This is a genomic window from Thauera sp. AutoDN2 (assembly GCF_051280715.1).
In the GTDB taxonomy this organism is placed as follows: domain Bacteria; phylum Pseudomonadota; class Gammaproteobacteria; order Burkholderiales; family Rhodocyclaceae; genus Thauera.
Window position 1 is genome coordinate 71,014 of record NZ_JBNCAR010000006.1, and the last position, 24,402, is coordinate 95,415.

General features: G+C 66.4%; 24 protein-coding genes. 13 read left to right on the top strand and 11 right to left on the bottom strand.

Going from position 1 to position 24,402, the window contains the following annotated elements; all coding sequences use genetic code 11:
* Window positions 1-32: 32 nt before the first annotated feature.
* The 3 genes from ACPT9U_RS05620 to tsaE form a co-directional block, all read right to left on the bottom strand.
* Window positions 33-893 carry a tellurite resistance TerB family protein gene (locus tag ACPT9U_RS05620; RefSeq protein WP_435750158.1) on the bottom strand — a complete coding sequence of 287 codons (861 nt, stop codon included), beginning with the start codon at window positions 891-893 and terminating at the stop codon, window positions 33-35.
* Window positions 894-985: 92 nt separating this feature from the next.
* On the bottom strand, window positions 986-2,371 hold the full coding sequence (locus ACPT9U_RS05625; protein ID WP_418364788.1) for an N-acetylmuramoyl-L-alanine amidase: 1,386 nt from the start codon (window positions 2,369-2,371) through the stop codon (window positions 986-988).
* A complete protein-coding gene (gene tsaE / locus ACPT9U_RS05630) occupies window positions 2,311-2,841 on the bottom strand; it encodes a tRNA (adenosine(37)-N6)-threonylcarbamoyltransferase complex ATPase subunit type 1 TsaE (RefSeq protein WP_435750159.1) in 531 nt (176 codons plus the stop codon). The genes ACPT9U_RS05625 and tsaE overlap by 61 nt, the downstream gene beginning before the upstream one ends.
* A 15-nt stretch (window positions 2,842-2,856) precedes the next feature.
* Here tsaE and queG point away from each other — a divergent pair, with 15 nt between their 5' ends.
* The gene (queG, locus tag ACPT9U_RS05635; RefSeq protein WP_435750160.1) at window positions 2,857-3,960 is read left to right on the top strand and encodes a tRNA epoxyqueuosine(34) reductase QueG; all 1,104 of its coding nucleotides are present in this window, start codon (window positions 2,857-2,859) and stop codon (window positions 3,958-3,960) included.
* Between the two features lie 42 nt (window positions 3,961-4,002).
* The gene (locus ACPT9U_RS05640) at window positions 4,003-4,203 is read left to right on the top strand and encodes a SlyX family protein (protein ID WP_435750161.1); all 201 of its coding nucleotides are present in this window, start codon (window positions 4,003-4,005) and stop codon (window positions 4,201-4,203) included.
* 6 nt (window positions 4,204-4,209) lie between these two features.
* On the opposite strand, the gene ACPT9U_RS05645 is transcribed toward ACPT9U_RS05640, so the two are convergent.
* Both ACPT9U_RS05645 and ACPT9U_RS05650 read right to left on the bottom strand, forming a co-directional pair.
* On the bottom strand, window positions 4,210-4,503 hold the full coding sequence (locus tag ACPT9U_RS05645) for a hypothetical protein (protein WP_418364784.1): 294 nt from the start codon (window positions 4,501-4,503) through the stop codon (window positions 4,210-4,212).
* Between the two features lie 9 nt (window positions 4,504-4,512).
* On the bottom strand, window positions 4,513-5,040 hold the full coding sequence (locus tag ACPT9U_RS05650) for a cytochrome c oxidase subunit 3 family protein (protein ID WP_418364843.1): 528 nt from the start codon (window positions 5,038-5,040) through the stop codon (window positions 4,513-4,515).
* 222 nt (window positions 5,041-5,262) lie between these two features.
* Between ACPT9U_RS05650 and ACPT9U_RS05655 the strand changes: the two genes are divergently transcribed.
* Window positions 5,263-5,739 (top strand): CreA family protein, encoded by a 477-nt coding sequence (locus ACPT9U_RS05655; protein WP_435750162.1) that lies wholly within the window; start codon window positions 5,263-5,265, stop codon window positions 5,737-5,739.
* Between the two features lie 135 nt (window positions 5,740-5,874).
* Complete coding sequence (locus ACPT9U_RS05660) at window positions 5,875-7,362, top strand: type IV pili methyl-accepting chemotaxis transducer N-terminal domain-containing protein (RefSeq protein WP_435750163.1); 1,488 nt, start codon at window positions 5,875-5,877, stop codon at window positions 7,360-7,362.
* 15 nt (window positions 7,363-7,377) lie between these two features.
* Here the strand turns inward: ACPT9U_RS05660 and ACPT9U_RS05665 are convergent, their stop codons facing one another.
* From ACPT9U_RS05665 to ACPT9U_RS05675, 3 genes are all read right to left on the bottom strand, one after another.
* Complete coding sequence (locus ACPT9U_RS05665; protein ID WP_435750164.1) at window positions 7,378-7,764, bottom strand: thioredoxin family protein; 387 nt, start codon at window positions 7,762-7,764, stop codon at window positions 7,378-7,380.
* Between the two features lie 15 nt (window positions 7,765-7,779).
* On the bottom strand, window positions 7,780-9,756 hold the full coding sequence (locus tag ACPT9U_RS05670) for a peptidase U32 family protein (RefSeq protein ID WP_435750165.1): 1,977 nt from the start codon (window positions 9,754-9,756) through the stop codon (window positions 7,780-7,782).
* Between the two features lie 94 nt (window positions 9,757-9,850).
* Entirely contained in the window at window positions 9,851-10,195 is a 345-nt protein-coding gene (locus ACPT9U_RS05675) for a VanZ family protein (RefSeq protein WP_435750166.1), read from the bottom strand.
* 233 nt (window positions 10,196-10,428) lie between these two features.
* Here ACPT9U_RS05675 and ACPT9U_RS05680 point away from each other — a divergent pair, with 233 nt between their 5' ends.
* Window positions 10,429-11,478, top strand: coding sequence for a PQQ-dependent sugar dehydrogenase (locus ACPT9U_RS05680; RefSeq protein WP_435750167.1), 1,050 nt, complete (start codon window positions 10,429-10,431; stop codon window positions 11,476-11,478).
* Window positions 11,479-11,500: 22 nt separating this feature from the next.
* On the opposite strand, the gene ACPT9U_RS05685 is transcribed toward ACPT9U_RS05680, so the two are convergent.
* Window positions 11,501-13,873, bottom strand: coding sequence for a protein kinase domain-containing protein (locus tag ACPT9U_RS05685; RefSeq protein ID WP_435750168.1), 2,373 nt, complete (start codon window positions 13,871-13,873; stop codon window positions 11,501-11,503).
* Window positions 13,874-14,126: 253 nt separating this feature from the next.
* Between ACPT9U_RS05685 and ACPT9U_RS05690 the strand changes: the two genes are divergently transcribed.
* Window positions 14,127-14,495 (top strand): diacylglycerol kinase, encoded by a 369-nt coding sequence (locus ACPT9U_RS05690; RefSeq protein ID WP_435750169.1) that lies wholly within the window; start codon window positions 14,127-14,129, stop codon window positions 14,493-14,495.
* A 5-nt stretch (window positions 14,496-14,500) separates the two neighbouring features.
* Here the strand turns inward: ACPT9U_RS05690 and ACPT9U_RS05695 are convergent, their stop codons facing one another.
* Window positions 14,501-15,067 (bottom strand): YcbK family protein, encoded by a 567-nt coding sequence (locus ACPT9U_RS05695; protein WP_435750170.1) that lies wholly within the window; start codon window positions 15,065-15,067, stop codon window positions 14,501-14,503.
* A gap of 103 nt (window positions 15,068-15,170) precedes the next feature.
* Here ACPT9U_RS05695 and ACPT9U_RS05700 point away from each other — a divergent pair, with 103 nt between their 5' ends.
* The 3 genes from ACPT9U_RS05700 (at window position 15,171) to ACPT9U_RS05710 (ending at window position 18,940) form a co-directional block, all read left to right on the top strand.
* Window positions 15,171-16,775, top strand: a complete 1,605-nt coding sequence (locus ACPT9U_RS05700) for a L,D-transpeptidase family protein (RefSeq protein WP_435750218.1) — start codon at window positions 15,171-15,173, stop codon at window positions 16,773-16,775.
* A gap of 87 nt (window positions 16,776-16,862) precedes the next feature.
* Window positions 16,863-18,098, top strand: a complete 1,236-nt coding sequence (locus ACPT9U_RS05705; RefSeq protein WP_435750171.1) for a glycosyltransferase family 4 protein — start codon at window positions 16,863-16,865, stop codon at window positions 18,096-18,098.
* Window positions 18,098-18,940, top strand: coding sequence for a UDP-2,3-diacylglucosamine diphosphatase (locus tag ACPT9U_RS05710; RefSeq protein ID WP_435750172.1), 843 nt, complete (start codon window positions 18,098-18,100; stop codon window positions 18,938-18,940). Before ACPT9U_RS05705 ends, ACPT9U_RS05710 begins: the two co-directional genes overlap by 1 nt.
* Here the strand turns inward: ACPT9U_RS05710 and ACPT9U_RS05715 are convergent.
* Window positions 18,924-19,154: a hypothetical protein gene (locus ACPT9U_RS05715; RefSeq protein ID WP_435750173.1), complete on the bottom strand. Its 231-nt coding sequence runs from the start codon at window positions 19,152-19,154 to the stop codon at window positions 18,924-18,926. The two genes, ACPT9U_RS05710 and ACPT9U_RS05715, sit on opposite strands and share 17 nt — an antisense overlap.
* Before the next feature lie 236 nt (window positions 19,155-19,390).
* Here ACPT9U_RS05715 and ACPT9U_RS05720 point away from each other — a divergent pair, with 236 nt between their 5' ends.
* The 4 genes from ACPT9U_RS05720 (at window position 19,391) to ACPT9U_RS05735 (ending at window position 24,402) form a co-directional block, all read left to right on the top strand.
* Window positions 19,391-21,445, top strand: coding sequence for a TonB-dependent receptor plug domain-containing protein (locus tag ACPT9U_RS05720; RefSeq protein WP_435750174.1), 2,055 nt, complete (start codon window positions 19,391-19,393; stop codon window positions 21,443-21,445).
* A gap of 181 nt (window positions 21,446-21,626) precedes the next feature.
* Window positions 21,627-22,619 carry an ABC transporter substrate-binding protein gene (locus ACPT9U_RS05725; RefSeq protein WP_435750175.1) on the top strand — a complete coding sequence of 331 codons (993 nt, stop codon included), beginning with the start codon at window positions 21,627-21,629 and terminating at the stop codon, window positions 22,617-22,619.
* A complete protein-coding gene (locus tag ACPT9U_RS05730; RefSeq protein WP_418364769.1) occupies window positions 22,616-23,407 on the top strand; it encodes an ABC transporter permease in 792 nt (263 codons plus the stop codon). The genes ACPT9U_RS05725 and ACPT9U_RS05730 overlap by 4 nt, the downstream gene beginning before the upstream one ends.
* Window positions 23,404-24,402, top strand: coding sequence for an ABC transporter ATP-binding protein (locus ACPT9U_RS05735; protein WP_435750177.1), 999 nt, complete (start codon window positions 23,404-23,406; stop codon window positions 24,400-24,402). The genes ACPT9U_RS05730 and ACPT9U_RS05735 overlap by 4 nt, the downstream gene beginning before the upstream one ends.

Genomic DNA, 24,402 nt, shown 5'->3' on the forward strand with positions numbered 1-24,402 from the left:
GCGCGGCGCGCCCATGGGCACCCGGCGTTTGTTTAGACCGCGGTGGCGCCGGTGATCTGGTGCAGGCGCGAAACCGTGCCCGCGTCCAGGTGCAGCGCTTGTGCGAGCTGGCGCAGGTATGCCACTTCGGCTGGTGTGTCGATGTCGATCGAAAGCAATGATGCGGCGTAGATCTCGGCGGCCACAGCTGCGTTGGGGACGTCGCGCACGAGTCCGGCGATGTCGAGCGGGCGGCGTAGCTCGCTGAGGATAAACTGCCGCTCCTCTTCGCTGAGCCCGTCCGCGCCGAGCTTGCCGACGATGCGCTGAACCTCTTCCTCGCTCACCTCGCCGTCCGCCTTGGATGCGGAAATCATGGCGCGCACGATCAGCGCCTCGGCTTCGGGGGCGGTCATGGCCTGAACGTCCTCAGGCGCAAAGCCGGCCATGGCACCTGTGGAGTCAGCCTGTTCGCGCCGTTTGTCGGTCCAGTTCTTGAGCGCGGCCATGGCGATCGTCGCCAGGATGGCCATGCCGGCATTGCCGCCCGTGCTCCCGCTGCGGCGGGGCGCTGTGCCCTGTGTGCCACCGAGCAGGCCGCCAAGCAGATCGCCGAGGCCGCCACTCGGGGCAGCGGGCCGGCCGCCCGCAGAACCACCCAGTACGCCGCCGAGCAGGTCGCCCAACGCGCCTGCGCCACCGCTACGGCTGCCGCCCAGCACGCCGCCCAGCAGATCGCCGAGGCCACCCGGGCCCGCGGGTTGCCTGGCGCTGCCTGCACCCTGCGCACCGCCGAGCAATCCACCCAGAAGATCTCCGATTCCGTTGCTGCCGACCGCATGATCCAGGCGGGCGCGGCTCTGGCTCGCCATGCCTTGCTGAAGAATCTGGCCGAGGATGTTTCCCAGGTTCATGTCCGGCTCCTGTGCGTTTGCGCGAAATGGCATTGTACCCCGCCGATACGGCGGAGGCGCCTGTGTGCCGGCCTGCGCTGGGTGCAGGGGGCTCAGTCGAGTTGTGCGACGCGGGTGGGCGCGGTGGGGGCGTGTTCGCTGAAGTAGCGCTTGATGCCGCGCATGAGGGCGTTGGCCATCTTCTCCTGGTAGGCCTCGTCGTTCAGACGGCGTTCTTCCTGCGGGTTGCTGATGAACGCGGTTTCGACCAGCACGGAGGGAATGTCCGGTGCGCGCAGAACGGCGAATCCGGCCTGTTCTACCTCGGGCTTGTGCAGGCGATTGATGGTGCCGAGCTCACCGAGCATCGCCCGGCCAAGCTTGAAGCTGTCGTTGATGGTTGCGGTCTGCGACAGGTCAAGCAGCGTGCGTGCCAGATGTCCCTCCTGGCGGGAGAGATTGACGCCACCGACGAGATCGGCGTCGTTCTCTTTCTGTGCGAGCCAGCGTGCGGCCGAACTGGATGCCCCGCGCTCGGACAGCACGTACACCGAGCTGCCGTTGGCTTCGGGGCGCACGAAGGCATCCGCGTGGATGGACACGAAGAGGTCCGCACGCACACGCCGCGCACGCGCGACGCGCTGGTGCAGGGGCACGAAGTAGTCGCCGTCGCGGGTCAGCACCGCCCGCATGCCGGGTTCGGCGTCGATCTTGCGCTTGAGCCGGCGCGCGATCGAGAGCGTGACGTTCTTCTCGTAGCTGCCGCGACGACCGATGGCGCCGGGGTCCTCGCCGCCGTGGCCGGCATCGAGCACCACCGTGTAGAGCCTGTTCACCGCGGGGCTGTTTCCTTTGCCCGGGCGCTCCGGCTCGCGCGGGGCGCGGCTCGCCACGGTGGAACTGCTGCGGCCTTCGTCGCCCATCGCCGCATCCATCGGCGAGTCCTTCAGGATCAAGGCCATGAGCGGATCGTGTTCCTCGCTCGGATGCAGGTCGAGGACGAGGCGATGGCCGTAGCTTCCGACCGGCGCGAGGGTGAAGACCTGAGGCTCGATCACCGCCTTCAACTCGACCACGATGCGCACCACGCCGGGGCGGTTCTGCCCCGCACGGATGCGACTGATGTAGGGGTCGCTGTCGAGCACCTTGGACGGCAGCGACTGCAGCACGCTGTTGAGTTCGACGCCTTCCAGGTCGACCACGAGGCGATCCGGGTCCTGCACCAGCATATGGCTGAAGCGCAGGTTCGATGAGCCCTCGAGGGTGATGCGGGTGTACTCGGGCGAGGGCCAGACGCGCACCGCGACGAGGCTGGTGCTGGCGGCGTGGCCGACCGGGCTGACCAGCAGCGCCAGCGAGGCGCCGGCGAACTTGAGCAGGCGCCGGCGATCGATGCGCGACGAAGGTGTGCCGGCCGGCAACGTCTCCGTGCCGGCGCTCAGATCGGCCCGGGCGCCGGGTCCGTGCCCCGCAAAGCTCTCACCAGTTCGATCGCGCATGTCTGCCCCGCTTCCGTGTTGCTGCGAATCACTGCAATCCGTCCATCCGCGGCTGGCGAGAGGCTTACCTCCAGGTCCGGAGACGGCAGATAGGGAACAGCCTTTTCCGGCCATTCCACCAGGCAGACCCCTTGTCCGGCGAAGTATTCGTCCAGCCCCGCGTCGAGATATTCTTCGGGCGAATTGAAGCGATAAAAATCAAAGTGATATAAGTCTAATCTAGAAACTACGTAAGGTTCAATGAGGGTGTAGGTGGGGCTTTTCACGCGCCCCGCGTAACCAAGGCCGCGCAACACCCCGCGGGTGAGGGTGGTCTTGCCCATGCCGAGGTTGCCCTGTAGCCAGATCTGCAGTCCGGGGCGCAGCGTCGACGCGAGCGTGCGGCCCAGCGCTTCGGTGTCTTCTTCCGCGGGCAAGTGCGCCTGCAGGCGCTCGCCGTTATCATCGGCAGCTTGAATCAACTCGATCATTGGAACCTCTGTAAGATGGCCGATAACCCCGATCGCGAGGCCGCAGGTACGGTACGGGCGAGCCTGCCCGAGGGTGTGGCCTTTGTTGCGCGCATGAGACAGTGGGCGGCTGAACTGGGCTTCGATGCTCTCGGCGTGGGCGGGGTCGATCTCTCCGACGCGGAGCCCGGGCTGGCGGCCTGGCTGGAAGCGGGCCTCCATGGCGGCATGGATTATATGGCCCACCACGGGATGAAGCGTGCTCGTGCGCAGGAACTGCTGCCGGGAACGGTGAGCGTGATCAGCGTGCGAATGAACTACTGGCCCGACGCAGCCCCGGCGCGCGACGTGCTTGCCGATACGCGACGCGCGTATGTCTCGCGCTACGCCCTGGGGCGGGACTACCACAAGGTGGTGCGCGCACGGCTGCAGAAGCTCGCGGACCGCATCGCGCAGGAAGTGCCGCACCAATACCGGGTGTTCACCGATTCGGCACCGGTTCTGGAGGTGGAGCATGCGAGCCGCAAGGGCCTGGGCTGGCGTGGAAAGCACACGCTGCTGCTCGATCGCGCGGTGGGGTCGTGGTTTTTCCTTGGCGAGATCTTCACCGATCTTCCGTTGCCAGCCGATGCGCCCGTAGAGCCGCACTGCGGCCGATGCACCGCCTGCATCGATGCCTGTCCGACCCAGGCGATCGTCGCGCCTTTCGTCGTGGATGCGCGCCGTTGCATCTCCTACCTGACCATCGAGCTCGACGGTGCGATTCCCGAGGATCTGCGCCCGCTCATGGGCAACCGTATCTACGGGTGTGACGATTGCCAGCTCGCCTGTCCCTGGAACCGCTTCGCGCGGCTCGCGTCCGAGCCCGATTTTGCGCCCAGGCATGGCCTTGATCGCGCCCGCCTGGTCGAGCTCTTCTCGTGGAGCGCGGCCGAGTTCGCAGAGCGCACCGCAGGCAGTCCGCTCTATCGCATCGGTCATGAGCGCTGGCTGCGCAACATTGCGGTTGCGCTGGGTAATGCGGAGACCTCAGCCGAGGTGTGTGCGGCGCTGCGCGCGCGTGCGGAGCACGACAGCGCGCTGGTGCGCGAACATGCGGCATGGGCGCTGGCGCGACACGCTGCGGCCACTGCAGGCTAGAATCCGCGCCCCGCTGGCAGGGCCTTCAAGACAGGAATCACCATGGAAGATCGCATCGTCACGCTCGAGACCAAGCTGATGGCCGCCGAGGATCTGCTCGAAGAGCTCAATCGCACTGTCTGGCGCCAGCAGCAGGAGCTAGACCTGTTGCGCGAACAGGTCCGCCAGCTTGCACAGCAGGTCAAGACGATCCAGCCGGCCAACCCCTTGCGGCCGGAAGACGAGATCCCTCCGCACTGGTGAGCAGCGTTAGATCAGCGCTGCGCCGGTGAGGCGTGCCAGGGCTTCGCGGAAGCCCGTGGTGGCGATCACCAGGAACGGCATGCCGTAGCAGAACAGATGCACCGCCCGGCGGATGCGCGGGTGCGCCTCGTGGAGCTCGAGGAAGTAGCGGCTCACGATGAGCAGCTTGGCACCCATCACCAGGGCGACGACCACCGCGACGCCGAAGCCGTCATCGTCCGCGCCGCCGAGGCGCGCGCCGCCAATGCTCAGCAGCACCAGAGCCACCCAGGCGAGGTCGAGCTTGCGTTCTGCGTTCATGTGCGCCTCTTAACCGAGTAGGTAGAACATCGGGAAGATCATCAGCCAGAGCATGTCCGTGGCATGCCAGTAGCAGGCGAACGCCTCAAGCCCGCCGTGCTCTTCGGGCGTGTAGGCGCCGAAGCCGGTGCGCGCCATGACCCACAGCATGCCGAGCAGCCCCCAGAACACATGGACCAGATGGGTGAAGGTCAGGTAATAGTAGGTGACGATGAACACGCCGGCGCTACCGTCGAGTCCGAGTGCGAAGTTGCGCTGCAACTCGAAGATCTTGATCGCCGGATAGCCCAGTCCGAACACGAAGGCCGCGCCCAGCCAGCGCAGGCAGCGGGCACGCTCGCCCTTGCGCATCGCGTGGACAGCGCGTGCCACGCACCAGCCGCTGGTCAGCAGCATCAGGGTGTAGCCGGTTCCCGCGAGCAGCGACAGCCGGCCGGGGCCGGCAGCGAAGGCCTCGGGGTTGTGTGCGCGCGCTATGAAATAAACGGCGAACAGCAACGCGAACTCGGTGAATTCGCAGAAGATGCCCACCCACATGGCCTTGCTGCCCGGGATGCGCCCGATGGAGGGCGACCCGGTCACCGACGCGGGCAGGGGGAGGGGGGCGGCGTGGTTCACGAGTGTGGGAAAGACCTTGCGTCAGCGGGTTGGTAAGCAGGCACATGCTGCCAGCGGCGGGGCAGGGTGGCCTTGATTCGGCTCAGGAATGGGGTTGTACGAGTGCGATAATGCAAAATTGTCCGCATTCAGGAGTCGTTCATGTCGAAGATCATCGGGTCTGTGTTCTCCCTGCTCGCTTTCGTACTGGCCTACCCCGCGGCGGCAGAGACGGTTGGAAGCGTCGATACCGCGTTCAAGCTGATCGGCCGCAACCATCAGGTCGTGGTCGAGGCCTTCGATGATCCGAAGGTGAAAGGGGTGGCCTGCTATGTGTCCCGTGCCCGCACGGGCGGGCTCAAGGGTACCTTCGGGCTGGCAGAGGATACTTCCGATGCATCGGTCGCATGCCGCCAGGTGGGCGAGATCGCCTTTTCAGAGCCACTGCGCGAGCAGGAGGAGGTGTTCTCGCAGAGCGCCTCGATCCTGTTCAAGAAAGTACGGATCGTGCGCATGGTCGACCCCAGGCGTAACACGCTCGTCTATCTCGTCTACAGCGACAAGCTGATCGATGGTAGTCCGCAGAACAACGTCACTGCGGTGCCGGTCCCGGCCGCGCTGCCGATCCCGCTGCGTTGAAGTGCGCGCGCGCGTCGGGTGTGATCCGGCAACAGAGGAGGTATTCCCTCTGATGAACATCAAGAACAGCAGTGCTTGAGATGGAGTATCGTTACCGCTCCGTTGCCGTTCGCCCCCGGGCGCGAAGGTCCCCTCTTGATTCCGCGTTCATCCACCCGTCGCGCCGTGCAGCGCGACCATTTTTCATGCTGCGCGCTCTTTGCCGCGCTCGATGCAGGCCGGCTTGACGCGCTTTGCGCCGCGAGCCGGCTGATCGAACTGCCGGCGCGAGTAACGCTCTATGATGCAGGCGACGCCCTGCGCGAGGCGTACATGCTGCGCAGCGGCAGCGTCGTGCGCTTCCAGAAGCTTGCAGCCGATGGGCGGAAGGTCATCGAACTGGTCCAGGGGCCGCAGATGCTCGCGCTCGGCGAGGTGCTCGCGCTGGCACGCTACGAGTCCACCTGCGAGACCACTTCCGCGGCCGAGGTCGTGGCCATTCGGGTGGCCGTGCTGCGCAGGCTGATGACGGAGGATGCCCGCCTCGCAGCGCGGACCATCGAAGTGCTCGCCAAGCGCCAGTGCGCGATCGAGTTCGATGTCACCGGGCATCGTTCGGGTGCCATCGTCGCCCAGCGCATGCTCGACTATCTTCTCGAACTGGCAGGTGGTCATGTGCCGCTTGCAGGAGAGACTACCGTCGAGCTGAAGGCGCCGAAGAAGGTGATCGCCGCCAGGCTGGGCATTACCCCCGAGGCCTTCTCGCGCAGCCTGCGGGAGCTCTCGGACAAGGGCGTAATCGTCGTCGACAAGAGCCGCATCCACATTCAGAACGCAGCTTTGCTCGACACCGGTGCGGGCGAGGCGCCGCGGCGCCTGAGTTTCGCGCGCAAGCTTCGCACGCCGCGCGGCACCCCTGAGAAGGGCCTTGCACCGGGGGAACTGGTCAATCTGTGCGGGAAGCTGCGCCTGCTTTCCCCGCGCCTGGCGCTTGCCTGGGCGCTGGTTGCGCATGGGGTCACTCCTGCGGACGCACGCGTGAAACTTCGCCAGCGCGCCAGTGAGCTCGAGCGCATCCTTGCACGGCTCAGAGGGGCACAACTGGCCCTGAAGCTTGGCGACGCATTGGATGTGCTGGACGATGCATGGGTGACCTATGAGCATTCGCTCGCGGCGCCCAGCGAAGCCGATGGTGCTGCGTGCCGGGTGCTTGCTGCGAGTGAAGTGTTTCTCGGTGCGGCCGATGCGCTGACGACGCTGGCGGAACATGCGGCAGGGGGGCAGCTGGCGCGTTACGTCAATATCGCCGGTCGCAACCGCATGCTGTCGCAGCGCATGCTGAAGTTCTTCTTCTTCAAGGACCTTGCTCAATGCGAGTCCGAGGCGGACGTCGAGATCGCGCGCTCGGCGGAAGAGTTCGAGGCCAATCTTGCCGAACTGCGGCAGAGCGGTCAGGCGCTCCCCGAACTGCTCGCGCAGTTGGACGAGGTCGATGAACAGTGGCGTCGGTTCAACGAGGCGCTCGTCTCCGATGAGAGGGGCCTGCGGCGGAGCCGCCAGTTGCGTAAGGTGCTGGGTGAGAGCAGTCGCTTGCTGCGCTATGTCGATACCGCCGTCAAGCTCTACGAACGCCTGATCCGCTAGCGCAGAGGCGGTTGTTCAGCGTGAGACTCGCTCCGCGAGTGCACGCACTTCGGGAGGGGCATCGGCAGCGCGCGCGGGGCGCTGCGCGGACAGCGCGTCCACCATACGTGCCACGACGGTCTCATGGGGCAGACTGACGCCGTAGTGCAGCACGCTGCCGGCGCGAAACACCGCCAGGCTCGGAAAATTCTCCACGTCGATGTCGCCGACCAGCTCCGCATGGTCCTCGATGTCGGCCCAGGCGAACAGGATCTCCGGTCTTGCGTTGGCGATGCGCTCCAGCACCGGGCGGAACTCGCGGCAGGTGCCGCACCAATTCGCGCAGAAGGCCACGACGACGAGGGCTGCGTCGGCGATACGGGTGTTTCCGGGCAGTTCGGTGACGGCGATGGGGATCGACATGGCGACGTGACGGCCTCAGCCGTTGGCAGCATGCCCGACGCTGGGTGATCGGGCGGGGAAAAAGTTGATTTTCTGCGCCGCCACCGTGTTGCGCATCTTCGCCACATGCGGTCGGAGGGCGCCGACCACATGCATCTCGCAACGCTTGCAGTCGAACTTCAGGGTCAGCGTCTCGTCGCCGTTGACCAACTGCATCGGGTCGGGGCGGATGCCCTTCACTTCCTTCGGGCACAGGTTGAAGCTGTAGCGCAGGCAGTGCTTGGTGATCATCAGCGAGACATCGTCGTGCTCTGCGTTGGCCTCGTAGGCTGCGTCGATCAGCTTGACGCCGTGCTTCGCGTAGAAGGCGCGCGCCTTGTCGTTCAGCACGTTGGCGAGGTAGCTCAGCGCGTCCTGCGGGTAGGCCACGGGCGGCTCGACTGGCGCGGCACGTGCCGGACGCGGGTGGGCCGCGAGGCGGGCGGTTTCGAGTTTCTCCACGGCCTCGCGGCGGAGCGCGTTGAGTTGGGCGGCAGGCAGAAAGGGGGCAGCGGGCAGATCGAGCACGAGCTCGCCAAGGCTGAAGATCGTATTGCCTAGCTTGGCGAGGTTGTCGCGCACGGTGGCGAGCGCACGCTCGGCGTTCTGCGCCGGCTCGAAAGCTGCGGCGAGTGTCGCGGTGGCGCAGACGCCGTCCTCGTCGGCCAGGGTGAGCGCGAAGCCGTCTGCCCTCACCTCGAAGCGCGCGTCCACGCCGATGCGGCGCTCGGCCGACTTTTTCTCCAGCGCGCGCTCGAACTCGTGATCGTGATTGCGGAACAGCGAGGTCCCGGGCACGAGATCCGTGGGTAGCGGGTCGGCGGGGAAGATGCGATCGATGCCTGCGCCGCCGCCGTTCGCCTCGGCGCGATTGACGCGCAGACCGGTGAGCTCGCCCTTCGGGTCGTACCAGGTCAGGCCGTCGGCGTTGTGGATCGGTGCCACGCGCTCGACGTCGAAGAACTTTCGCCCCTTGGTGTCGATCTTCTTCACGCGGCCGATCGGCTCGCCGACGAACTTGGGCGACTCGAAGGCCTCGATGCCGTGGTGGCGGTCGTTGGTGAAGTAGTCGGTGTAGCCACGGTTGAAGGTCTTGTCGGCCTGAGGGGTGAAGAAAAAGGTGGTGCGGCCGCTGGAGGCTCGACGATAAGAAAGGCCGTCGGCCTCGGGTTGCTCGAGGATCTCGTCGATCAGCATGCGGTAATGCGCCGTGATGTTCTTGACGTAGGAAAGATCCTTGTAGCGGCCTTCGATCTTGAACGAACTGATGCCCGCGGCAGCCAGCGCACGCAGGTTGGCGCTCTGGTTGTTGTCCTTCATCGACAGCATGTGCTGGTTGCTGGCGACGGTGTTGCCGGCCTGATCCTTGAGGTCGTAGGGCAGGCGACAGGCCTGCGAGCACTCGCCGCGGTTGGCGCTGCGCCCGGTGTGGGCGTGGCTGATGTAGCACTGGCCGGAGAAGGCCACGCACAGCGCGCCGTGCACGAAGTACTCGAGCTGGCAGGTGGTGGCGGCGGCGATCTTCTTCACTTCACTGAGCGAGAGTTCGCGCGCCAGCACGATCTGCGAGAAGCCAACGTCCTGCAGGAAGCGCGCCTTGCTTGCGTCGCGGATGTCGGTCTGGGTGCTGGCGTGCAGCTGGATCGGTGGCAGGTCGAGCTCGAGCAGGCCCATGTCCTGCACGATCAGGGCGTCGACCCCTGCATCGTAGAGTTGCCAGATGAGCTTGCGCGCCGGCTCCAGTTCGGCATCGAACAAGATGGTGTTGGTGGCGACGAAGACCTCGGCGTGGTAGCGGTGGGCGTGCTGCACCAGACGGGCGATGTCCTCCACCGTGTTGTCTGCGGCCGAGCGCGCGCCGAAGGCTGGGCCGCCGATGTACACCGCATCCGCGCCATGGTGGATGGCCTCGATGCCGAAGTCGGCGGTCTTGGCGGGGGCGAGGAGTTCCAGGGTGCGGCGCGGATCGTTCATGGGCAGTGGGGATTGCAAGCGTCTGATCGCAAATGACAAGGGGCGCAATGATAACAGGCTGTCGGGATGGACCGACGGGTCACACCGGGTCGAGTCACACCGGGTCGTAGCGGCGCAGCGCCAAGGGCAGCAGCACCAGCAGACCGACCGCATCGGCCAGCCAGTCCCAGGGGTCTCCGTGGCGATGCTCGGTCATGGACTGTGCGATCTCCATTGCGCCGCCATAGGCGAGCAGACCAAGGGCGATCAGCCAGGGGTGGCGTGGCCAGGCCGCCAAAGCGAGCAGGGCGAGCCCGGCGAAGAGGATGGCATGCTCGACCTTGTCCTGCCACGAAAACAGCCTGGCGGTGTCGGGTGCCGGCATCAGTGCGAGCCAGAACACGCCCAGCAAAGCGACCACGAAAGCGAGGCGGAGCAGGTGACGAACGGAATTCAGCATGCAGGGTCCTAAAATGCGCAGTACATGGACTTGAATGGGGCGCACGTGTGGCGGAGCGCCCATCCAGAGAGGAGCAGACCGTGCCTTGTTCAGTACGTTCGCAGCGGCGAGGCCTGTGGGCACTGCGCCGAGAGGATGACTCGCCTCGATGCGGGGCGCCTCAGTGGATAGGCGCAGCGCTCGGAGGGCTTCTGGCGCTCGTGGCGATTCTGCCGGCGCAGGCGGCGGAACGAATGCTGCGTACCGAACAGGGGCGCGTCAAGCTCGTCGAAGTGGCGACGGGGCTAGAGAATCCCTGGTCGCTAGCCTTCCTTCCCGACGGGCGCATGCTGGTCACCGAGCGCCCCGGACGCCTGCGCGTCGTCACGCGCGAAGGCACCGTTTCGCCGCCACTGCCTGGCGTCCCTGCGGTGCATGCGAGGGGACAGGGCGGCTTGCTCGATGTGGTGTTGAGCCCGGACTTCGTGCAGGACCGGACCCTCTTCCTGTCCTTCGCGCAGCCGACCGACGGCGGGGCGCGTACTGCGGTGGCCCGTGCCCGGCTCGACCTCGATGCGATGCGCCTGGAGGAGGTGGAGGTCATCTTCGCCCAGAACGAAAGCCCGGGAGGGAACCTCCACTGGGGTTCGCGTCTGGTGTTCGATCGTGCAGGCAACCTGTTCGTGACGCTGGGCGACCGATATCACCTGCGCGAGCGGGCGCAGTGGCTGCAGAGCGACCTCGGCAAGGTGGTCCGCATCCGCCCCGATGGGCGTGTTCCGCAGGACAACCCCTTCGTCGGCCGCGGCGATGCGGGCGCCCATCTGTGGTCCTACGGGCACCGCAACGTGCAGGGTGCGGCGCTGCATCCGCTGACCGGCGAACTGTGGGCGCACGAGCATGGCCCGCAGGGCGGGGACGAGCTCAACAAGGTGCTTGCCGGCCGTAACTACGGCTGGCCGGTGATCACCTTCGGGCGCGAATACGTGATCGGGACCCGAATCGGCGAAGGTACGGCCCGGTCCGATGTGGAACCCCCGCTGACGCAATGGACGCCGTCGATCGCGCCCTCGGGCATGGCCTTCTACACCGGTGAGGTGTTTCCGCAATGGAAGGGGAACCTGTTTGTCGGGGCACTCAAGTTCCAGCTTGTCGCGCGCCTGGTGCTCGACGGCGATCGGGTGATCCACGAGGAGCGCATCGACATCGGCCAGCGCGTGCGCGACGTGCGCCAGGGGCCGGATGGGCATCTCTGGCTGCTCGAGGAGAGCGAGGGACGGATTCTGCGCCTGGACCCGACCTGAGCCGGGCCGGGCGCGGATACATTCAGCCCGTCTGCTTGATCGCGAGCACGGCCTGGTTGCGCAGCGTGCGCAGCAGGGCGAGTTCCTGCTCGCTGATGCGGATGTCGCCCGCGCAATCCTTGTCAGCGTAGATCAGCGCCATGGGGCGGCCCTTGATCATGAGCGGAAAGAGCACGAAGGTCCGCGAGGGGACGGATTTGCGGAACCATTCGGGGATGCGCGGCGCGATCTTCGGCTCGTCAATGTCCGAGATCAGGATGTCCACCCCCTTTGCGGTGGCCACATTGAACACGTTATCGGGATGCGCCGAGAGGCTGAAGTGCAGCTTCTTTGCGAGTTCGCCGGCGTCGGGGCCGAAGCCGAAACGGCCGGTCATGCTGTTGCTGCGTGCATCGCGCACACACAGCATCACCCGCTTGAAGCCCATGGCGCGGTACATGGTCTCGAGGATGATGCGCAGTACGTCGTTGAGCTTGAAGTCCTCGACCAGCGTGTTGCTGATGTCCTGGATGCCGGAGCTGAGCAGCGCCTGTGCGTCGGGCGCCTTGTGCCCTTGAGGTGCGCCTTCGACCGGGCCGGACTGTTCCAGCAGCACGGTACTCGGTATCTCGGTGGTGCTGGGCCTTGGTCCCTCGTCGGAGGATGCGGCCTCGACGAACTGGCGCAACTGGCGACCGATGTGGGTCTGCTTGAGGTCGAGCTGGATTACGTTGGCGAGCTCTTCGATCTCCTGTGCGGCTCCGCACAAAACCTCTCCGACCCCCTTCAGGTCGAGCGGCACGGCGTCCGAGAAGCGCTTCGTGATCGCCCGCATCGCCCGCTCGCGCTCGGCGGGCGCCAGCTGGCTGAATGCATCGCAGTACTCGTTCGCACAGGCCGCGAGGGCGCACAGCCGCTCTTCTGCGTTCTTGGCGCGGTGTGGTCGGTCAGCGGGCAGCTTCTCCATGCTGCGCTGGATGAGCTCCGGGAAACCCCAGCTGCGTGCGAGGGCGATCCCGAGCTCGTCGAAGCTTGCCCCCAGCACGCGGACGGCCGCGGCTTCCTCACTACAGCCCGCTTGCTGCATGAGGCGGCGGATGTCCTGACTCTCCTCGGGGAAGTAGAACTGGCACAGCAGGCGCCCCAGGTTGTGGAATACCGCACAGATGTATGCCTGCTCGGTCTCGCGGATGCGCAACCGTGCCGCCAGATCACGCGCGAACAGACCGGCCAGGCAGGCACGCAGGAACTCCTCGCGCAAGTGGTCGGCGTTGGCCTTGTTCTGCATGTGCTCGAACAGCAGCACGGTGATGGCGATGTTGCGCACCGCGTCGAAGCCGAGCACGACAATCGCGCGGGAAATGGTGCTGATCTGCCCGCCGCCTGCAGGGCGATACTGCGCCGAGTTCACAAGGCGGAGCAACTTGTTGGTGAGCGAGAAGTCGCGCAGGATCAGGCCGGAAAGCGTACCGACGTTCTCCGATTCACTTGAAGCGATGCGGTTGATTGCAACCACCGACTCGGAGAGGGCGGGGAAATCTCCGCGATGCTTCATGCGGCGCAGCAGGAACTCCATTGCGCCCGGGCGTGCGGCCTCGGTGCTGTCGTCGTCGACCTGGGGCGTCTGCCAGGCCTCGAGTGCGGCCTGAAACGCGTCGACGCTGCCGAAGCGCGTCTCAGGGGCAAGGGCGGCGGCCCGCAGTGCGATCGCAACCAGGGCGTCGTCGATCGGGGCTCCGCCGGGGGGGAGCGTCACCGCGTTGGTGCAGGTGTGCTCGAGCAGGCGTCGGGGGTCGGCTTCGCGGTGCACCCGTCGGCCCGAGAGCAGTTCCACGAGGAGGACGCCTGCCGCGTAGATGTCATTTTGCGGGCCGATCTCGCGCCGCTCGATGTATTCGGGTGCCATGTAGCCCGGTGTGCCCGAGAGTCCCTGGCGCGCAGAAGGATCGTCCACCCGCCGTGCGATGCCGAAATCCATGACCCGCGGCCTGCCATCCGCGTCGATGAGAATGTTGCTCGGCTTCAGGTCGCGGTGAACAATGCCTTGTGCGTGCGCTGCACCGAGGGCGGTCAGCACGCCGCGCATCAGCGTCACCGCCTCGTACGCGGGCAAGGCGCCGCGCTGGTGCATCAGCTCGGCCAGGCTGCGGCCGGGCACGTATTCGAACGCCAGGTAAGGCGTGCCGTTCTCTTCTCCCGCCTCGAACACAGGCACGATCCCCGCGTGGCGCAGACGGCTCACCGAGCGTGCCTCCGCGAGCAGGGTGGCGGTGTCGGGGCCGCGTTCGGGCGCGTAGTGCAGGGTCTTGAGCGCGACCTCGCGCTCGAGTTGCGGATCCCAGGCGAGATGTACCACGCTCTGCGCGCCTCGTCCCAGTTCGCGTCTGATCTCGAAGCGTCCGATCCTGCCTGCCATGTGCCGTCCTGAGTGGTCTTGTCGTTTTTCGTGCGCTGCGGGGCGGGGGCTCCCTGCGGCGGATCTCCGGGAGGGAGAAACTATAGCAGGCGCGTTGCGGCGTCCATGGCGTTTGCCGTCGAATGTGGCATTGACGCAAGTTTCGCCCGTGTTTGTGTAATTGTTACCCTCTCGCCTTGCCCGCAACGATGGCGCTTCACATCTTTCGTGGCATGATCGCGCAGCTTTTTTTCAGCCGCGATGGAATGCCAGCATGGAAAGTCCGTACAAGGGCAAGACCGGTTTACGCCGGATATGGAACGCCTTCAACTATTCGCGGGATGGACTCGCTGCGGCATACCGCCATGAAGACGCCTTCCGGCAGGAGATCTGGCTGGCGGTCGTTGCCATTCCGCTCGCCGTCTGGCTGGGCGAGTCGGGCCTGGAGCGCGCGCTGATGATTGGCTCGGTGCTGCTGGTGCTGGTGGTCGAGTTGCTGAACTCCGCAATCGAAGCCACGGTCGACCGTGTATCGCTGGAGCGGCATCTGCTCGCGAAGCGTGCGAAGGACGTCGGCAGCGCAGCAGTGCTGATCGCCTTGCTCAACGCTGCCGTGGTGTGGGGGTTCCTGCTCGTCGGCTGAAGTGCTCAGGCCTTCTTGGGGCCCCAACTCCGGACCGGGCCGGTGTCGATGTGCACGAAATCCGACTCCGGGTAATAGCCAACGCCACCGGCGCCCAGCGCGATTGCCGCGTCGCGCACGCGGATCGTGTCGACGCCGACCAGGCGGATGTCGATCGCCTTGCCGTCCATGTGCAGGCTGCGCTTGGCTACGCCGCCGCCGCGCGTTTTGCGCAGCATGTTGTTGGTCTTGGGGGAGCGGTAACCGGAAATGATCTCGAAGGTGTCGCCGCCGCATGCGATGCTGATTGCGTGAAGCATGTCATAGAGCCGAGGGTCCATGCGTGTAGACTCTCCGGTTCTGAAGTCTCGCAGCAACCAGTTCATGCGCTTGAGCGCAGGCTCGATGTAACCGTGGTGGTTGCGGAATGCGAGATGCAGGCGTTCTTCGGTGTGGGTGTGGCGAAAGCCGAGGTGACGTTCCGTCTTTGCCGCATGCAAGGGCGCGGCAGACAGGCCGAGCGGCAGCGCAGCAAGGCCTTTGAGGAACAGGCGGCGTTGGGGTGCGGCGTGATCCAGGATGATCTTCGACATGGATAATAAGCAATCCGAACAAGCACTTGAGCGCCGAATCCTAAACGAAAGCGGCGCCCGTTTGGGCAAAAGTTTTGTAACGCTTGCGGCCTGTAGCGTGCTGATGGTGCTTGCGGCGCAGGTACGGGCGGATGATGTGGCGTGGGCCGCGGGCGGCCCGGCTTCGGTGGATTCTGCGCCGGATGGCGCGATGGACCCGATCGCGGCGCTCATCGAGCAGCGCCTCGCGCTGCGCTCCGCGGCGGCGGATGAAACCACCGCGTTGCTGTACCTGGGGCGCGGCTATCGACCCCTATGGGGCGATCCGGAGCGTGCCTCGGCGTTGCTGTCCGCGGTCGAACAGGCTGCGACGCATGGCCTCGATCCGCAGGATTTCCGCCCGCAGCGGCTTCGCATGCTGCGCGCTGTGCCCGATGATCCGGTCGAGCGCGTGGATCGTGAGCTCGCGCTGACGGACACCTTGGCCGAGCTCGTGCGCCAACTCCGGTATGGCAAGGTGGATCCGCGCACGCTGTACCGTGAGTGGAACTACACGCCGGTGCCGAATCCGTACCAGCGCGCTGGCGAGCTGGCGCGCGTTCTCGAAGCCGCAGACCTGGGCGCCGCAATCGAAGCGCAGGCCCCCGCAGTCCCGTTGTACCGAGTCTTGCGCAGGGCGCTTGCCACCTATCAGAGCCTGGCAGCGCTGGGCGACTGGCCCAGGGTACCGGGTGGCTCCACCCTGCGCCCCGGTCAAAGCAGTGCCCGGGTACCGGCCCTGCGCGCGCGCCTTCAGGCCGACGGCGAGGAGGGGCTCGACACCGCCGACCCAGCACGCTTCGACGCGCTGCTTGCAGCGGCGGTGGAGCGTTTCCAGGAACGCCATGGGCTGGAGGCCGACGGCATCGTCGGCGCCCAGACCCTGCGCGCGCTCAACACCAGCCCTGCAGAGCGTGCGCGGCAGGTTCGTGCGAACCTCGAGCGCTTGCGCTGGGTGGCGGCCGATCTGGAGGGGGATCGGCTGTACGTGGATATCGTTGGCTACCGTGCGGACCTCGTGCTGGATGGCCGCAGCGCCTGGTCGTCGAAGGTCATCGTGGGGCGGCCGACGCGGAAGACGCCCTCGCTGCGCGACAGCGTCGTGAATCTGGTGCTCAATCCCAAATGGGTGGTGCCGCCAACCATCCTGCGCGAGGACGTGATTCCCGGCGTGGTGCACAATCCCGACTACCTGGAGAGCCACCGCATGCACGTGGTCGACCGTAGTGGTCAGGCGGTCGATCCGGCCTCGATCGACTGGAGCGGTGCACGGCGTGGCGGTTTTCCTTACATGATCGTGCAGGCGTCGGGCGCGCAGGGCTCGCTCGGTCGCATCAAGTTTTCGTTGTCCAACCGCTACGCGATCTACCTGCACGACACCAATGCGCGCGCGCTCTTCGGTCGCGCGGAGCGCGCGCTCAGCTCGGGATGCGTGCGCGTTCAGCAACCGGAAGAGCTTGCCGTGCTGTTGCTCGACGATGCCGACCACTGGGGGCCGGCGGCGCTGGCGGCGGCGCTTGACAGCGGGCGCACGCGCACGCTGCCGGTCGGGCGTGAGGTGAGGGTGTTGCTGCACTACAGCACCGCAGCGCTCGACGCTTCCGGACGCCTGCTGCTACGCAACGACATCTACGATCACGACGCCGGGATTCTGGACGCGCTGGCCGCCGGTCCGGGGGGTGGGCACTGAAGGGGGGCCTGTAGCAGCCATCCTCGTAACCTGACGGCAAGACGCGCGTAACGTCGTTGTCTCGTGCGCCGCCTATGCTGCAGCGCCATGAGAACACTCGACTACACGACCGAAGAGCTCGGAGTGGCGCCGCGGCTGCGTATCGCGCTGGTTACCGAGACTTGGCCGCCCGAGGTGAACGGTGTCGCGATGACCTTGCGGCGCATGGTCGATGGCTTGATCGAGCGCGGTCATTCGCTGCAGCTGGTGCGTCCGCGCCAGACGCCCTCCGACACGGCGCTGCGGGGTGGTGCGCTCGATGAGGTGCTGTCGCGCAGCCTGCGCTTGCCGCGCTATGAGGGGCTGAAGCTGGGGCTGCCTGCGCGTGCGCGGCTGATCCGGGAGTGGACGGTGCGCCGCCCCGACCTTGTACACGTCGCCACCGAAGGACCGCTCGGCTGGACCGCGGTCACGGCGGCGAACAAACTGCGCATTCCCGTCACGTCCGACTTTCATACGAACTTCGATCATTACAGCAGCCATTATGGAATGGCGTGGCTGCGCCAGCCGGTGGCAGCCTACCTGCGCCGCTTCCACAATCGCACCGCGATCACCTTCGTCCCCACTGCGGCACTTGCAGCCCAGTTGTCCGCGCGCGGCTACGACCGGGTCGAGGTGATCTCGCGCGGGGTCGATACCCAGCTCTACTCGCCCACGCGCCGCGACGATGCCCTGCGCCGCAGCTGGGGTCTGGCACCCGGTGCGCTCGCCGTGATGTGCGTGGGCCGTATCGCGCCCGAGAAGAATCTTGCCCTCGTGCTGCGTGCCTTCTCCGAGATCCGCCGGCAACGCCCGGACGCACGCCTGATCCTGGTCGGCGACGGCCCGCTGCGCAGCGCGCTGGCGCGCGAACATCCGCAGGTCGTGTTTGCCGGCATGCGCCACGGAGAGGATCTTGCCGCGCACTATGCCTCGGCGGATCTGTTCCTCTTCCCGAGCCAGACCGAAACCTTCGGCAACGTCACGCTCGAGGCCATGGCGAGTGGCCTGTGCGTGCTTGCGTACGACTATGCGGCGGCCTCCGAGGTAATCCGTGATCTCGGCAATGGTGGGCTTGCCACGCTGGGGGATGCGGATGGTTTCGTGGAGCGGGCGGTGCATCTGGCCTGTGCGGATGAGCTGCGTGCCCAGTTGGGTGCTGCCGCGCGCAGCAGCGCGGAGGGGATCGACTGGGAACGGGTGAACGACCGCTTTGCAGAGGCGCTGTTGCGGATCTGGCGGCCGGGGCTCGCGCCTGCGGCCGTCGCGCAGGCGCCGGCACGTGTCCGGGGAGCCGACGCCTGATGCAGAGCGTGCGCACGATCTTCATCTCCGATGTCCATCTCGGTACCCGCGCCTGTCAGGCCGAGCGCCTGCTGGCCTTTCTGAAGGAGCACGAGTCCGAGTATCTGTACCTGCTCGGAGACATCGTCGACTTCTGGGCGATGAATCGCAGCGTCCAATGGTCGTCCCTGCACAATACGGTGGTACAGAAGGTGCTGCGTCGTGCGCGGCATGGTTGCCAGGTGTTTTTCATCCCGGGAAATCATGACGAGGCCCTGCGCGAGTACGCGGGTGTCGCCTTCGGTGATATCCGCGTCGAGTCCGAGTGGATTCACGAGGGGCTGGATGGCCGCCGTTACCTTCTTGTGCATGGCGATGAATACGATCAGGTCACTCGCCACCACCGCTGGGTCGCGGTGCTGGGGGACGTCGGCTACGACACGCTGGTGCGCATCAACCTTTTGATCTCGCGCGTTCGGCGTCTGTTGCGGCGGCCCGGCTACTGGTCGCTCGCAGGCTATGCGAAGCAGAAAGTGAAGAAGGCGGTGAGCTTCATCTTCGACTTCGAGGATGCCGTGGCGCACGCGGCCTCCCTGCGCGGTGTGGATGGTGTGGTGTGCGGCCACATCCACTGGCCCGCGGATCGGCGCATCGGCAAGGTGCGCTACCTTAACTGCGGCGACTGGGTGGATACCTGCAGCGCCATCGTCGAGTATTACGACGGACGCATCGAGGTAGTGAATTGGGGTTCCGAGGCGGCGGGCATGGAGGGCGCAGCGCCCGCTCAGGCGGGGGCTGAGCCCGAGATGCGGACGCCGGCGCTGGGCGTGGCAGGCACGGACAGGCTTACTCCCGGTTCCTGAGCGCTTCGTTGTCGCGGTCGTCGCGCAGCAGGTCGATCGCGACCAGAATACCCAGCACGGCGTTGGCCAGCGCCATCAATCCGGCGACCGTGTTCGCGGTCGCCGTGAGCGGGTAGGCGCGCATCGCCCAGGTCAATGCCGCGGACAGCAGGTTCAGCACGATCAGCAGCCAGAATCGGCGGTCGTGCGGTCTCCACAGGCGGGACAGCTTCATCCTCGATGGTTCTCCATACGTGTCGCGCGAGCCGCTCGTTGCCCGGCGTGCGGTGCGCGATGGATTGTCTTCGGCAGGATCATACGCGGCGAGGTTGTCGCACAAACAGCACAATGTTTGATCGAAAGCAAATGCGAATGATTCGCGTCTGATATATCATCGCTTCCGTAAATACAGATGCAGGGCAAGCCAGCCGTCGCCAGCCAGCCCGTAACCCTACATTTCCGGAGCTTTCGATGGTTCTTCGCCTGCGCCCGCTGACCGCTGCCTTGCTCGGTCTCTCCCTGACTTCCCTTGCGACCCAGCTGCAGGCGGAAACCGTGCTCGACACGCAGCTCGTCACCGCCAAGGGCTACGCCGCCGAAGCGCTCGAGACGCCGCAGGCGGTCGAGATCCTGCGCGCCCCGGGCGCGACCGGGGCCGTGGCAGGCGAGCTGCTGCGCGGCAAGCCTGGCTTGGCGGTCCAGTCCGATGGCGCCTGGGGGCAGAACCCGGTGTTGCGCGGGCTCAAGAAGGAAAGCGTGGTGGTGATGGTCGACGGCGTGCGCATGAACTCCGCCCAACCGCAGGGCGCAATCGCCTCCTTCCTCGACCTCGGTCTGCTCGAGCGTGCCGAGGTGGTCAAGGGCCCCGGCTCGGTGCTGTACGGCAGCGGCGCGATGGGCGGGGTGGTCAATCTGATCACGCCCGACGTCGGCTTCAGCGCGGAGGAGAAGCTCGGTGGCCGCATCGGCGCGCGCTTCTCCAGCGTGGACAAGGGCGTCGCCGGGGCCGCGCTGCTGACGCGCTCCAGCGAGAACAGCGCGCTGGCGCTGGGCGTGGCCGGGCGCGACGTGGATGACTATCGCAGCCCGGACGGTCGTGAGGATCGCACCGGCTACCAGTCCGACACCCTGCTGGCGAAGTACAAGCACAAGCTGAACGAGGACCTTACGCTGCGGGTGAACTTGCAGCGGCATCAGGATGAGGATGTCTGGTATCCGGGGTCGGCGCGCACGGGCGCGGGCATCCCCGCTCCGCTCGGTACGGCCACGATCCATTCCCCCGAGCAGCGCCGCGAGCTCTACGAGCTCGGCGTGGATGCGCGCCTGGGCGAGGGTACGCTGTCGGCCGAGGTCTATCGTCAGGAGGTTTTCCGTCAGATTCGTGCGTTCTCGTCCACGCGGCAGCGCGACTACGTACGCAACGACGTGACCTTTGTGACCGATGGTGTGAAGGCGAAATATCTCTTTCCGCTGGGCGACAACCACCTGCTGACGGTGGGTGCCGATGCATGGCGTATGCGGGGCGATCCAGAGCGCTACATCGACAACAACCCCCCGGCATTCAACAACAACATGCGGAATGATCCGTTCAACAAGGGTGAGATCGAATCCGCGGGGGTGTTCGTCCAGGACGAGTTCGCGATCGGCGACACCCGCATTGTTGCGGGCGCCCGTTTTGACCGGGTGAAGGGCGATGCGGCGCGCAAGGGCATGACGCAGACGACCGGGCTTGACAAGACGGACAACAATCTTTCGTGGTCGATCGGTGCCATCCAGCCGCTGAACGACAACCTGAGCGCCTACGCCAATCTCGGTCGCGCCTATCGTGCCCCCGACATGCGTGAGCGTTTCGAGGATTCGGCGCGCGGTGACGGGTATTACCACGTTGGAAACCCCCAGCTGGATGCCGAGGTGTCCACCAGTCTGGAACTTGGTTTCAAGCAGGGTGGCGCCGGCCTGCAGTACCAGATCGCGGCCTTCTACACCCGGATCGATGACTACATTGCGGGGAGGATCACCGGGGCGAACCATCCCCAGAACGGTCTGCCTTTCAAGCTCACCGAGAACCTCGACAAGGTCTCCATTTACGGCATTGAGGGCAGTGCCAGCATGCCGGTCGGTGCCTTCGTCGCCGACGCTGGTTTCACTTGGCTGCGTGGCAAGAACCATCAGGATGATGAGCCCCTGTTCCAGATGCCTGCGCCCGAGCTGACGCTGGGGATCGGGCAGCCCGCTGAGCGTGGTTTCTGGTGGCGTGCTCAACTGCGTGCGGTCGCCGAGCAGGATCGTATCGCGACGAAATTCTCCAACGGCGCCGAGAACGCAACCGCCGGCTTCGTTACCGCGGACGCCGAGTTCGGCTGGCGTTTCGGCAAGGTCGGCGCCTTCGAGTCGGCCGGGCTGGCGGTTCAGCTGACCAACCTGGCCGACAAGCGCTATCACGAGCACCAGACCGAGGGGGTCTCGGGGAACGAACTCGCCGCGCCCGGCCGCGGTATCGCACTCAGCCTGAACGGGAGCTTCTGACATGCATGACCGCCGCCCCAGCCTCCATCACGAGGGTCACCAAGAGGGTCCGCGACGCGGCCTCCTCTTCGTGGATCGATCGGCTGCCTGCTCTGCGCGCGCAGACCGGTCCGATGCGGGGGCGGCGGCGTCCGTCCCGCCGCGGCGCGGCCTTGCGCTTCCGGCGTGGACGCGGGCGCTCATGCACGTGTGCGTGGTATGTGCCTTCCTGCTCGTGACCGGCATCGTCCACGCCCAGGCGGATAAGCTGCCCAAGCTGACCCTGGCCGGGCCTTCGGCGTCGGTGTCGAATGCGCTCATCCACATGGTCGATTCGGGCGCGCTGAACGATGTCGCCGAGGTGGTCGAGTTCGTGCCCTGGCGCGACCCTGACCAGTTGCGCGTGATGGCGCTCGACGGGCGTGCCGACGTGCTGGCCATGCCGACCAACGTTGCCGCGAATCTGTACAACCGCGGCGCCAAGCTGCAACTCATCAACGTATCGACGTGGGGCGTGCTGTGGCTGGTGTCGCGCGACCCGACGCTGAAGACGCTGGCCGACCTGCGCGGCAAGGAGCTGGCGATGCCCTTCCGCGGTGACATGCCTGACATCGTGCTGCAATTGCTTGCCGAGCAGCAGGGCATGGATGTGCGGAAAGACCTGCAGCTGCGCTACGTTGCAAGTCCGGTGGATGCGATGCAACTGCTGGTGATGCGCCGTGTTGACCACGCGCTGCTCGCCGAACCGGCAGCCTCGATGGCGCTGCGCAAGACCGGGTCCTTCCCGCTCAGCGTGGTTGCGCCCGAACTGCATCGCAGCGTGGACCTGCAGCAGGAGTGGGGCAGGGTGTTTGCTCGCGAGGCGCGCATTCCGCAGGCGGGCATCGCAGTGACGGGAGCACTGCGTGACCGGCCCGCACTGGTGGCGCGCATCGCGGCCGAGTACGCACGCTCGCTGAAGTGGTGCAAGGAGAACGCCGACGCCTGTGGCAAGGTGGTGGCGGCACGCATCGACATGCTCAGTCCAGAAGCGGTTGCGGACTCCATCGCGGTCAGCCAGCTCGAGGCGGTTCCCATTGCGGACGCGCGCGCAGAGCTGGAGTTCATGTTCGGCCACTTGGTGGCGAAGAACCCGGCGCTGGTCGGCGGCAAGCTGCCGGATGAGGGATTCTACGGTGGAGCAAGGCCGCAATGAACCTGTTGCGTGCCTGGCTGGCTGGGCTGCCTGCCTACCTGTGGAGCGGCTGGGGTGCGATCGCCAGCCTCTTTCTGCTGCTCGCCGCCTGGGAGGCGGTGAGCCTCGTTTACGGCCCGCTGGTGATGCCCGACCCGCGCTCGGCCTTCGCCACGCTGTGGGGCCTGATCGACAGCGGCGCGGCCTGGCCTGAACTGGCTGCCACCGCACGCCGCGCGCTCACCGGTTATGCGCTGTCGGTGGTCGCCGGCAGCGTCCTTGGCCTGATCGCCGGGCTGTCGATGACGGCGTCGATGATGTCGCGCCCACTTGTCACCGTGCTGATGGGCACGCCGCCGATCGCCTGGCTGGTGCTGGCAATGCTGTGGTTCGGTGCGAGCGACGGCACGCCGGTGTTCACCGTGTTCGTAGCGTCCTTTCCGGTGATCTTCATTGGTGCCCTGCAGGGCACGCGCACGCTGGACAACCAGCTCCATGGCATGGCAGAGGCCTTCCGCCTGCCGCGCCGGATGATGCTCACCGACGTCTATCTGCCGCATGTGGTCTCCTATCTGTTTCCGGCCTGGATCGCGGCGCTCGGGACGTCATGGAAGGTGGTGGTGATGGCCGAGCTGCTCGCCACACAGGACGGCGTGGGCGCCGCGCTTGCGGTGTCGCGCTCGCACCTGGATACCTCTGCCACCATGGCCTGGATCGCAGCCGTGGTCTGCCTGCTGCTCGCCGTGGAGTACCTGGTGCTGGAGCCGATCAAGCGCGAGGTCGAACGCTGGAGGATGCAGGGCGCATGAAGACACTGGCCAATCCATTCACGAGCCGAAGCCTGGGTGTGCTCGCCGTCACGGAGGGCGGCCCGGTGGAGGAGGGGGCGGCCCGATCCGCCGGTTCCGCGGGTGGCCTCTCCGCCCCGGCGCCGCGCGCCGAGTTGCGGGTGCACGACCTTGCCCACGCCTTTGCGCGCGATGAGGTGCTCTCGGGCATCCATTTCCGGGTGCGGGCGGGTGAGGTCGTCGCGCTGGTCGGGCCCTCGGGCTGTGGCAAGACTACCCTGCTTCACCTGGCCGCTGGTCTGCTGACTGTGCAGGAGGGGCGGGTGGACAACGGTTTCGCCTCGACCGCCTTCATGTTCCAGCAGCCGCGTTTGCTGCCGTGGAAGACTGCGCTCGACAACGTTGCCCTCGGCCTCAAGGCGGCGGGCGTCAAACGCGCCGAACGCCATTTCCGCGCGCGCGCGCTGGCGCTGCGTCTGGGGCTCGCGCATCGCGACCTCGACAAGTTCCCGCATCAGCTCTCGGGTGGCATGCAGAGTCGGGTGGCGCTGGCGCGTGCGCTGGTGCTCGCGCCCGAGCTGCTCCTGCTCGACGAGCCTTTCTCGGCGCTCGACGTCGGCCTCAAGGAAGAGCTCTATCGCTTGCTGCTCGACCACCAGGCCGAGCGTGGCATGGGCGTGCTGATGATCACCCATGACCTGATGGAGGCGGTGCGCTTGTCGGATGCGATTCTTGTGATGGCGCCTGAACCCGGTCGCATCGTGTGCCGTTTCGAGCTCGACCGACCCGCGGCCCGGCGCGATGACGCCTGGGTCTATCACCACACCGCCGAGTTGCTGCAGACGCCTGCGGTGCGGGAGAGCTTCGGCATGCCACCCGTGGTGGTGGTGGAAGGGTCCTCCCCCCAAGGGGCGCGCGGCGGCGTCGAACGCCCGGGCGGCGCCTCGGGCCTGCGCCTGGTGTCGCCTTCGGCGGGTCTGATCGCGGTTCAGGGCGGCAAGCGCTGTGGAGCATGA

What these genes read in the sequence shown, in the direction of transcription:
- ACPT9U_RS05620 (WP_435750158.1), bottom strand. Translation starts at nt 893, where the DNA reads ATGAACCTGGGAAACATCCTCGGCCAGATTCTTCAGCAAGGCATGGCG.
- ACPT9U_RS05625 (WP_418364788.1), bottom strand. Translation starts at nt 2,371, where the DNA reads ATGCGCGATCGAACTGGTGAGAGCTTTGCGGGGCACGGACCCGGCGCC.
- tsaE (WP_435750159.1), bottom strand. Translation starts at nt 2,841, where the DNA reads ATGATCGAGTTGATTCAAGCTGCCGATGATAACGGCGAGCGCCTGCAG.
- queG (WP_435750160.1), top strand. Translation starts at nt 2,857, where the DNA reads ATGGCCGATAACCCCGATCGCGAGGCCGCAGGTACGGTACGGGCGAGC.
- ACPT9U_RS05640 (WP_435750161.1), top strand. Translation starts at nt 4,003, where the DNA reads ATGGAAGATCGCATCGTCACGCTCGAGACCAAGCTGATGGCCGCCGAG.
- ACPT9U_RS05645 (WP_418364784.1), bottom strand. Translation starts at nt 4,503, where the DNA reads ATGAACGCAGAACGCAAGCTCGACCTCGCCTGGGTGGCTCTGGTGCTG.
- ACPT9U_RS05650 (WP_418364843.1), bottom strand. Translation starts at nt 5,040, where the DNA reads ATGTGGGTGGGCATCTTCTGCGAATTCACCGAGTTCGCGTTGCTGTTC.
- ACPT9U_RS05655 (WP_435750162.1), top strand. Translation starts at nt 5,263, where the DNA reads ATGTCGAAGATCATCGGGTCTGTGTTCTCCCTGCTCGCTTTCGTACTG.
- ACPT9U_RS05665 (WP_435750164.1), bottom strand. Translation starts at nt 7,764, where the DNA reads ATGTCGATCCCCATCGCCGTCACCGAACTGCCCGGAAACACCCGTATC.
- ACPT9U_RS05670 (WP_435750165.1), bottom strand. Translation starts at nt 9,756, where the DNA reads ATGAACGATCCGCGCCGCACCCTGGAACTCCTCGCCCCCGCCAAGACC.
- ACPT9U_RS05675 (WP_435750166.1), bottom strand. Translation starts at nt 10,195, where the DNA reads ATGCTGAATTCCGTTCGTCACCTGCTCCGCCTCGCTTTCGTGGTCGCT.
- ACPT9U_RS05680 (WP_435750167.1), top strand. Translation starts at nt 10,429, where the DNA reads ATGCTGCGTACCGAACAGGGGCGCGTCAAGCTCGTCGAAGTGGCGACG.
- ACPT9U_RS05685 (WP_435750168.1), bottom strand. Translation starts at nt 13,873, where the DNA reads ATGGCAGGCAGGATCGGACGCTTCGAGATCAGACGCGAACTGGGACGA.
- ACPT9U_RS05690 (WP_435750169.1), top strand. Translation starts at nt 14,127, where the DNA reads ATGGAAAGTCCGTACAAGGGCAAGACCGGTTTACGCCGGATATGGAAC.
- ACPT9U_RS05695 (WP_435750170.1), bottom strand. Translation starts at nt 15,067, where the DNA reads ATGTCGAAGATCATCCTGGATCACGCCGCACCCCAACGCCGCCTGTTC.
- ACPT9U_RS05700 (WP_435750218.1), top strand. Translation starts at nt 15,171, where the DNA reads ATGGTGCTTGCGGCGCAGGTACGGGCGGATGATGTGGCGTGGGCCGCG.
- ACPT9U_RS05705 (WP_435750171.1), top strand. Translation starts at nt 16,863, where the DNA reads ATGAGAACACTCGACTACACGACCGAAGAGCTCGGAGTGGCGCCGCGG.
- ACPT9U_RS05710 (WP_435750172.1), top strand. Translation starts at nt 18,098, where the DNA reads ATGCAGAGCGTGCGCACGATCTTCATCTCCGATGTCCATCTCGGTACC.
- ACPT9U_RS05715 (WP_435750173.1), bottom strand. Translation starts at nt 19,154, where the DNA reads ATGAAGCTGTCCCGCCTGTGGAGACCGCACGACCGCCGATTCTGGCTG.
- ACPT9U_RS05720 (WP_435750174.1), top strand. Translation starts at nt 19,391, where the DNA reads ATGGTTCTTCGCCTGCGCCCGCTGACCGCTGCCTTGCTCGGTCTCTCC.
- ACPT9U_RS05725 (WP_435750175.1), top strand. Translation starts at nt 21,627, where the DNA reads ATGCACGTGTGCGTGGTATGTGCCTTCCTGCTCGTGACCGGCATCGTC.
- ACPT9U_RS05730 (WP_418364769.1), top strand. Translation starts at nt 22,616, where the DNA reads ATGAACCTGTTGCGTGCCTGGCTGGCTGGGCTGCCTGCCTACCTGTGG.
- ACPT9U_RS05735 (WP_435750177.1), top strand. Translation starts at nt 23,404, where the DNA reads ATGAAGACACTGGCCAATCCATTCACGAGCCGAAGCCTGGGTGTGCTC.